This window comes from Mitsuaria sp. TWR114 (assembly GCF_007997345.1).
On sequence record NZ_VOSR01000656.1, the window covers coordinates 1 to 6189 of the forward strand.

Consider the following 6189-nt stretch of genomic DNA (forward strand, 5'->3'; position numbering starts at 1 on the left):
GCGCGTCCGGCGCGCCTCGGATGCGTGGCGCACCTCGCGTGCTCGGCGCACTCGGCGCGCTCTGCAGGCTCAGCGCGCCGTGCAAGCTCGGCGCACCGATCGAGCTCGACGCGCCCGCTTGGCCCGCGGTCGGCGCGGACCTTACCGGGATTGCCGGACGGCGTCCAGGATGAGCCTGGCGACCGCTTCGGGCTGCGATTGCTGCGGCACGTGCGAGGTGCCGACGCGGGTCACCTTGGCGCCGGCGCGCTGCGCCATCGCGGCCTGCGCCTCGGGCGCGATCATGCGGTCGGCGCTGGCCAGCAGGTACCAGGACGGCTTGCTCTTCCAGGCCGCGACCGACACCGGCTGCTCGAAGGCCTTGGCCTGGATCGGCCCCTGCGTCGCCGCCATCACGGCGGTGGTCGCGGCCGGCAGGTCCTGCGCGAAGTGGTCGCGCATGCCGATGGGGGTCAGGCTCAGCCAGCCCTGCGCGTCGGCCTTGAAGTGCGCCAGGCCGGAGGGCGTCGGGAAACCCTTGCCCTGCTCGGCGGTGTTCTGGCCGACGTCGGGCGCGAAGGCCGCGATGTAGACCAGCGCGGCGACCTTGTCCGCGGCGCCGGCCTCGGTGATCACGGTGCCGCCCCAGGAGTGGCCGACCAGCACCACCTTGCCGGGCTGCGCGTCGATCGCGCGGCGCGCGGCGGCGACGTCGTCGGCCAGCGAGCTGAGCGGGTTCTGCACCGCGGTGACCTGCACGCCTTCGCGCTGCAGCAGCGGGATCACCTTGGCCCAGTCCGAGCCGTCGGCGAAGGCGCCGTGGACGATCACGACCGAGGGTTGCGGCGCCGGCGAGGCCGCGGACGCGAGGCCCGAGGCGGCGAGGGCGGAGGCCGCGGTGGCGGCGACGAGGAGGCGGCGGGCGATGTTCATGGGGAAGCTCCTGAGGACAGTGGAGGGGTGTTGGAACAGGGCTCCACTGTCGCGAATCGAGGCGCGCGCCGGTATCGGACGAATGTCCGAGGGCACCGTGCCGGTGAGATTCGCACCCGCTGCCCATCCGGATTTACGCGGAGCTCGCCACACTCGCCGACGGGCGAGTTGCGAGGCGCGTGGTTTGCGCATCGCGCGCCTTGGGCGGCTGGCGCCATGTCGTGCCGCCACGCGCGCGGTGGCCCGCCGCAGGCACTTCCCGTAACGATGCGTTTGCGCGGCCGTTTGCGTCCGCGTGCGCGACCGGACCGGGCAAGTCCTGTCCCCGTCATGGCGACCCGCGTCCCCACACGCCTTAGGGAAACAACCACCCCCGCACCGGGGGGGAGGCACGGCCCGACCCCCTCCTGCGAACCGTGACGGGAGTCACAGAATCGACCCGCCCGAAGGCCGCCCTCCCGCCGGCCGACAGCAGTCGCGGCGGCGTCCGTCATCCCGGTGCGCCGCCGCTCGAGTCCAGGTGGTCATCCCACCTTCATCCCGAAGAAGGACGCAGCAATGTTCAAGAAAGTCTGTTTGGTCGCGGCGGTGTTCGGCGCGATGGCGTCGGCCCATGCCGAGCAATACACCCTCATCAACGAAGGCTTCGACACCACGGTCGTCAATGGCGGCACGGTGCTGGCCCCCGACCGCCTGGGCGCGGCCGACTGGCGCTTCATCAACCTGAACTCGCCGTCGGGCGCGGTGCCGGGCTGGACGCAGGGCCTGGAGTCCAACTTCCCGGCCCAGGCCGGCGCCGGCGAATCCTTCCTGCAGGCGCGCTGGGCGGCCGGTCCGGACGGCGGCTCGCTGGGCAGCTGGCTGATCACTTCCGCCTTCTCGACGGCCTTCGACACGCAGGTCTCCTTCTGGGCCCGTGGCGGCGTCGACGGCAACTACGCCGACGACCTGACCTACGGCCTGGTGGACGCCGCCGGCGACCTGGCCAGCTTGCTGCCGGTCGCCACGATCACCGCCACCCTCGGCGAGTGGAGCCGATACACCTTCACGATCGCGGGCCAGGGCGCGGGCTCGAGCGCGCGCTTCGCCCTCGGACACGTCGGCGCCGTCGACACCTCCGACATCGCCGCCGTCGACAGCCTGGTGGTGGCGCAGGTGCCCGAGCCCTCGAGCTGGGCGCTGGCCGGCGTCAGCCTGCTGGGCCTGATGGCCGCCCGCCGCCGTCGCGCCGCGCGTTGAGCGCCGACGCGCGCTTCCCGTTTCCCGATCCCTCCGAGTCATCTCCGCAAGGACAACGACCATGATCACCCGCATCTCCCTGGGCCTGGCGATCGCCGTGGCCCTGCCGCTGGCGGCGCAGGCTCACGAAGCCGCCGCGCCGGCGACTGCCGCCCCCGCCGCGCCGTCGGCACCCTCCGCCGCGCCCGTCATGGCGCAGGAGTCCCTCGTCGTCGTGCGCGACGCCGAGACCGGCAAGCTCCGCCCGGCCACGGCCGAGGAACATGCCGCGCTGCAGGCGCAGCTGCCGGCCGCCAAGGCCCGCGTCGCGCTGCGCGCGGTGGCGCTCTCGCCGCAGATGAAGCTGCACAGCAGCGGTGCCACCGGCATCCGCGCGACCGACGAGATGGCGAGCCAGTCCGTCGTCGTGCGCGGTCCCGACGGCAAGCTGATCGAAGCCTGCTTCGCCAGCAAGGAAGAGGCCGAGGCCTTCATGAAGAGCGCCGCCGCCGCCAAGTCGGCCCTGCCCACGGAGTAAGCCATGCCCAAGACCTTCAGCTTCAAGCAGACCCTGCTGCGCTCGGCCGTCGTGGCCGCCCTGTGCGGCGCCGGCCTGGCGCAGGCCGCCACCATCGTCATCCAGAGCCGCGATCCGGCCGGCGTCGGCTTCAACGACACCACGCCGGTCGCGCCGGTGGGCGGCAACCCGGGCACCACGCTCGGCGAGCAGCGCATGTTCATCTACCGCTACGTCGCCGACGTCTGGGAACAGGCGCTGGAAAGCGACGTGACCATCACCGTCAGCGCCGCCTGGGAACCGCTGGCCTGCACCGCTTCGTCGGCGACGCTGGGCAGCGCCAGCGCCTGGAACTTCTGGTACGGCTTCCAGGGCGGCGCGCCCGACACCTGGTACCCGCAGGCCCTGGCCAACAAGCTGGCCAAGGTCAACCTGAGCGAGGGCCAGCCCGACACCACCGGCTTCAACAACGTCGACATCAAGACGCAGTTCAACATCAACTTGGGCAAGGAAGGCTGCCTGACCGGCTCGCCGTTCTACCTGGGCATCGACGGCAACTTCGGCAATGGCGTGAACTTCGTCGAGACGCTGCTGCATGAGCTGGGCCATGGCCTGGGCTTCAGCGTGCTGTCGGTGCAGACCTCGACCGGCAAGCGCATCAACCGCGCCGGCACCGCCTACACCGACGACGGGCTGCCCAGCATCTGGGAGCGCTTCATGTTCGACAACACCCAGGGCAAGACCTGGCTGAACATGACGAGCGCGGAGCGCAAGGCCTCGGCGGTGAACCCGCTGGGCCTGGCCTGGGTCGGGCCGAACGTGGTCGCCGGCGCCGGCATGCTGGCGGCCACGCCGGTGCTGAAGGTCGCGACCGCGGCGCCGGGTTATTCGGGCCAGTATCCCTACGGCACCGCCTCCTTCGGGCCGGCGGTCGGCAGCGGGATGACGCTGGGGTCGATCTCGACGATCGCACCGGACACGGTCGGCGCGGGCCAGGGCTGCCTGCCGTTCAACGGCGCCGACACGGCCGCCAGCGCCGGCAAGGTGGTGGTGATCGATCGCGGCACCTGCGGTTTCGCGGTCAAGGCCAAGAACGCGCAGAACGCCGGCGCGATCGGCGTGATCATCGCCAACAACGTCGCGGGCGCCGCGCCGGGCCTGGGCGGCAGCGATCCGACGGTCACCATCCCGACGATCAGCGTGTCGCAGGCCGACGGCGTGAAGCTGCGCGCCGCCATCACCGCCTCGGTGCCCTACGGCATGCGCGGCAAGGTGGGCTACGCGACCGGCTCGCTGACGACCGACCCGAGTCGCCGCGCCGGTGCCGACGCGCTGGGCCGGCCGCTGCTGTACACGCCCAACCCGCTGGTGGGCGGCTCGTCGGTGTCGCACTGGGATGTCTCGGCCTCGCCCAACCTGCTGATGGAACCCAACATCAGCCCGGACCTGGGCCTGGTGCTGGTGCCGCCGAAGGACCTGACCAAGTCGCTGCTGAAGGACCTGGGCTGGTAAGCCTTCCGGCGACCTGATGCCCCTGAAGCCCGGCGCGAGCGCCGGGCTTTGTCGTTCAGGGGGCTGAATGGCTGGGAGGGCCGTCTTCAGGGGGACGATGTCGCCCGAAAAGGCGATGCCATCCGCGATGCGGACGCATGGCGGCCCTGGCGTCGAGGCGGTTGCGTCTTCAAACAGGCGGGGGTGCCGGACTGGCTGATAATCGCGGCCCCGGCTCGCCGGACCCTGGTTTTTTACTGGAAGCATTGATGAACAAGAGTGAACTGATCGAAGGCATCGCCACCAAGGCGGGCGTCACCCGTGCCGTGGCCGCGACCGCCCTGGACGCGACCCTGGAAACCATCACCGAAGCCCTGGCCGCCGGCGACCAGATCGCCCTGGTCGGCTTCGGCACCTTCAAGGTGAGCGAACGCGCCGCCCGCACCGGCAAGAACCCGGCCACCGGCGAAGCGCTGGACATCCCGGCCTCCAAGGTCGCCAAGTTCACCGCCGGCAAGGCGCTGAAGGATGCGGTGAACAAGTAAGCCTCCCGGCGCTTGTCTCGCGACAACGCCCGCTCCTGCGAGACGCAGGGCGGGCGTTTCTGTTTTCTGGACCGCCGCGTCGGGCTTGACCTCGGCCTGGAGCTACGACGCCGGGACGTCTGGGGGCCTTGAGGCGGAGCCGCCTTTTCCGATGAAGGCCAAGGGCGGGCTGGCAGCGAGGACCTCAGCCCTCGCGGAAGAACTTCAGCGCAGCCAGATCCGGGAAGGCGGTGGGCCGCTTGGCCTGCGTCGCCGCGAACGCCTCCATCAAATTCCTGTTCTGCCAGATCGCCGCCTGCAGCCACCCCATCTGCTGCAGGCTGTCCTTGACGCCGTGATCGCGCGCGTAGTGGATCGCCTGCTTGCTGCCCCACACCGCCACCGGTGGCTTCTGCGCGATCTCGCGCGCGCACTGCAGCGCGGCCTCGACGCACTCGGCCGGCGTCGGCAGCACATCGTTCACCAGTCCGACCGCCAGCGCCCGCGCCGCCGGCAGGCGGCGACCGGTGTAGGCCATTTCCTTGACCACCCCCAGCGGGATCAGCTTCGGCAGGCGCTGCAGCGTGCCCAGGTCGGCGGCCATGCCGATGTTGATCTCCTGGATGCAGAAGAAGGCGCCGGCGTCCGCATAACGGATGTCGCAGGCCGCCACCAGGTCCACCGCGCCGCCGATGCAGCCGCCCTGGATCGCGGCGATCGTCGGCACGCGCAGGTCGTCCAGGCGGTTGAAGGCCTGCTGCATGTCGGCCAGCAGGTCGACGATCGCGGCACGCCCTTCGGCGCTGCGGTCGTCGAGCTGGATGCCGCCGTTCTGGAACACGTCCAGCGACATGCCCGCGCTGAAATGCCGGCCCGTCGACGAGATCACCAGCGCCCGCAGCGTCGGGCTGCGATGCAGCTGGCCCAGCACCGTCTCCAGCTCGCGCCATAGCTGTGGCGACATCGTGTTCATCGCGTCGGGCCGGTTCAGCACCAGGTGGCCGACGCCGGCGTCTTCGGTCAGGGTGAGGCATTCCATGCGGGTCTCCTTGTTCCGTCCCTGCCGCCGGGCGGGCAGGGGACGGGCCATGCTAGCGGCAGACCCCGCCGCGCCGCGTCATCGAGGCGACGCGACCAGCTCCTGCGTCGGGCCGAAGAACTCGTAGCGCAGCTGCGCCTCGGGCACGCCGAGCTGGCGGCCGGCGCGGTAGACCGCCTGCATGAACGGCTTCGGTCCGAGCAGGTACAGGTCGACGTCGCGGTCCTCGGGCAGGTGGCGCGCCAGCAGCGCGTCCGTCACCTGGCCGACCTCGTGCGGCTCGTCGCCCTCGCGCGGCGCGTCGTAGACGTACATCGCCTCGACGTTGCGGTGCGCCGCGGCCAGCAGATCCACGCGCTCGCGGAAGGCGTGCACGCCGCCGTGGCGCGCCGCGTGGATGAAGCGGATCGGCCGGCCGCTGGGGGCCGCCGACTCCAGCATCGCCATCGCCGGCGTGATGCCGACGCCGCCGGTCACCAGCAGCAGCG

At 71.4% G+C, this 6189-nt stretch carries 6 protein-coding genes and 1 pseudogene; 4 read left to right on the top strand and 3 right to left on the bottom strand.

Going from position 1 to position 6189, the window contains the following annotated elements; all coding sequences use genetic code 11:
- Positions 1-141: 141 nt before the first annotated feature.
- Positions 142-912 carry an alpha/beta fold hydrolase gene (locus FUT87_RS21705; protein ID WP_147242360.1) on the bottom strand — a complete coding sequence of 257 codons (771 nt, stop codon included), beginning with the start codon at positions 910-912 and terminating at the stop codon, positions 142-144.
- A gap of 558 nt (positions 913-1470) precedes the next feature.
- Between FUT87_RS21705 and FUT87_RS21710 the strand changes: the two genes are divergently transcribed.
- From FUT87_RS21710 to FUT87_RS21725, 4 genes are all read left to right on the top strand, one after another.
- Positions 1471-2151 (top strand): choice-of-anchor J family PEP-CTERM protein, encoded by a 681-nt coding sequence (locus tag FUT87_RS21710; RefSeq protein WP_147242361.1) that lies wholly within the window; start codon positions 1471-1473, stop codon positions 2149-2151.
- Positions 2152-2212: 61 nt separating this feature from the next.
- Positions 2213-2668, top strand: coding sequence for a post-PEP-CTERM-1 domain-containing protein (locus tag FUT87_RS21715; protein ID WP_147242362.1), 456 nt, complete (start codon positions 2213-2215; stop codon positions 2666-2668).
- A gap of 3 nt (positions 2669-2671) precedes the next feature.
- Complete coding sequence (locus FUT87_RS21720) at positions 2672-4159, top strand: PA domain-containing protein (protein ID WP_091724694.1); 1488 nt, start codon at positions 2672-2674, stop codon at positions 4157-4159.
- A 248-nt stretch (positions 4160-4407) separates the two neighbouring features.
- On the top strand, positions 4408-4683 hold the full coding sequence (locus FUT87_RS21725) for an HU family DNA-binding protein (protein WP_091724693.1): 276 nt from the start codon (positions 4408-4410) through the stop codon (positions 4681-4683).
- A 184-nt stretch (positions 4684-4867) separates the two neighbouring features.
- Here the strand turns inward: FUT87_RS21725 and FUT87_RS21730 are convergent, their stop codons facing one another.
- Together FUT87_RS21730 and FUT87_RS21735 are read right to left on the bottom strand one after the other, a co-directional pair.
- Positions 4868-5701, bottom strand: a complete 834-nt coding sequence (locus FUT87_RS21730) for an enoyl-CoA hydratase-related protein (protein WP_147242363.1) — start codon at positions 5699-5701, stop codon at positions 4868-4870.
- A 78-nt stretch (positions 5702-5779) separates the two neighbouring features.
- Positions 5780-6189 (bottom strand): annotated as a pseudogene (locus FUT87_RS21735) (nitric oxide dioxygenase); the annotation flags it as partial.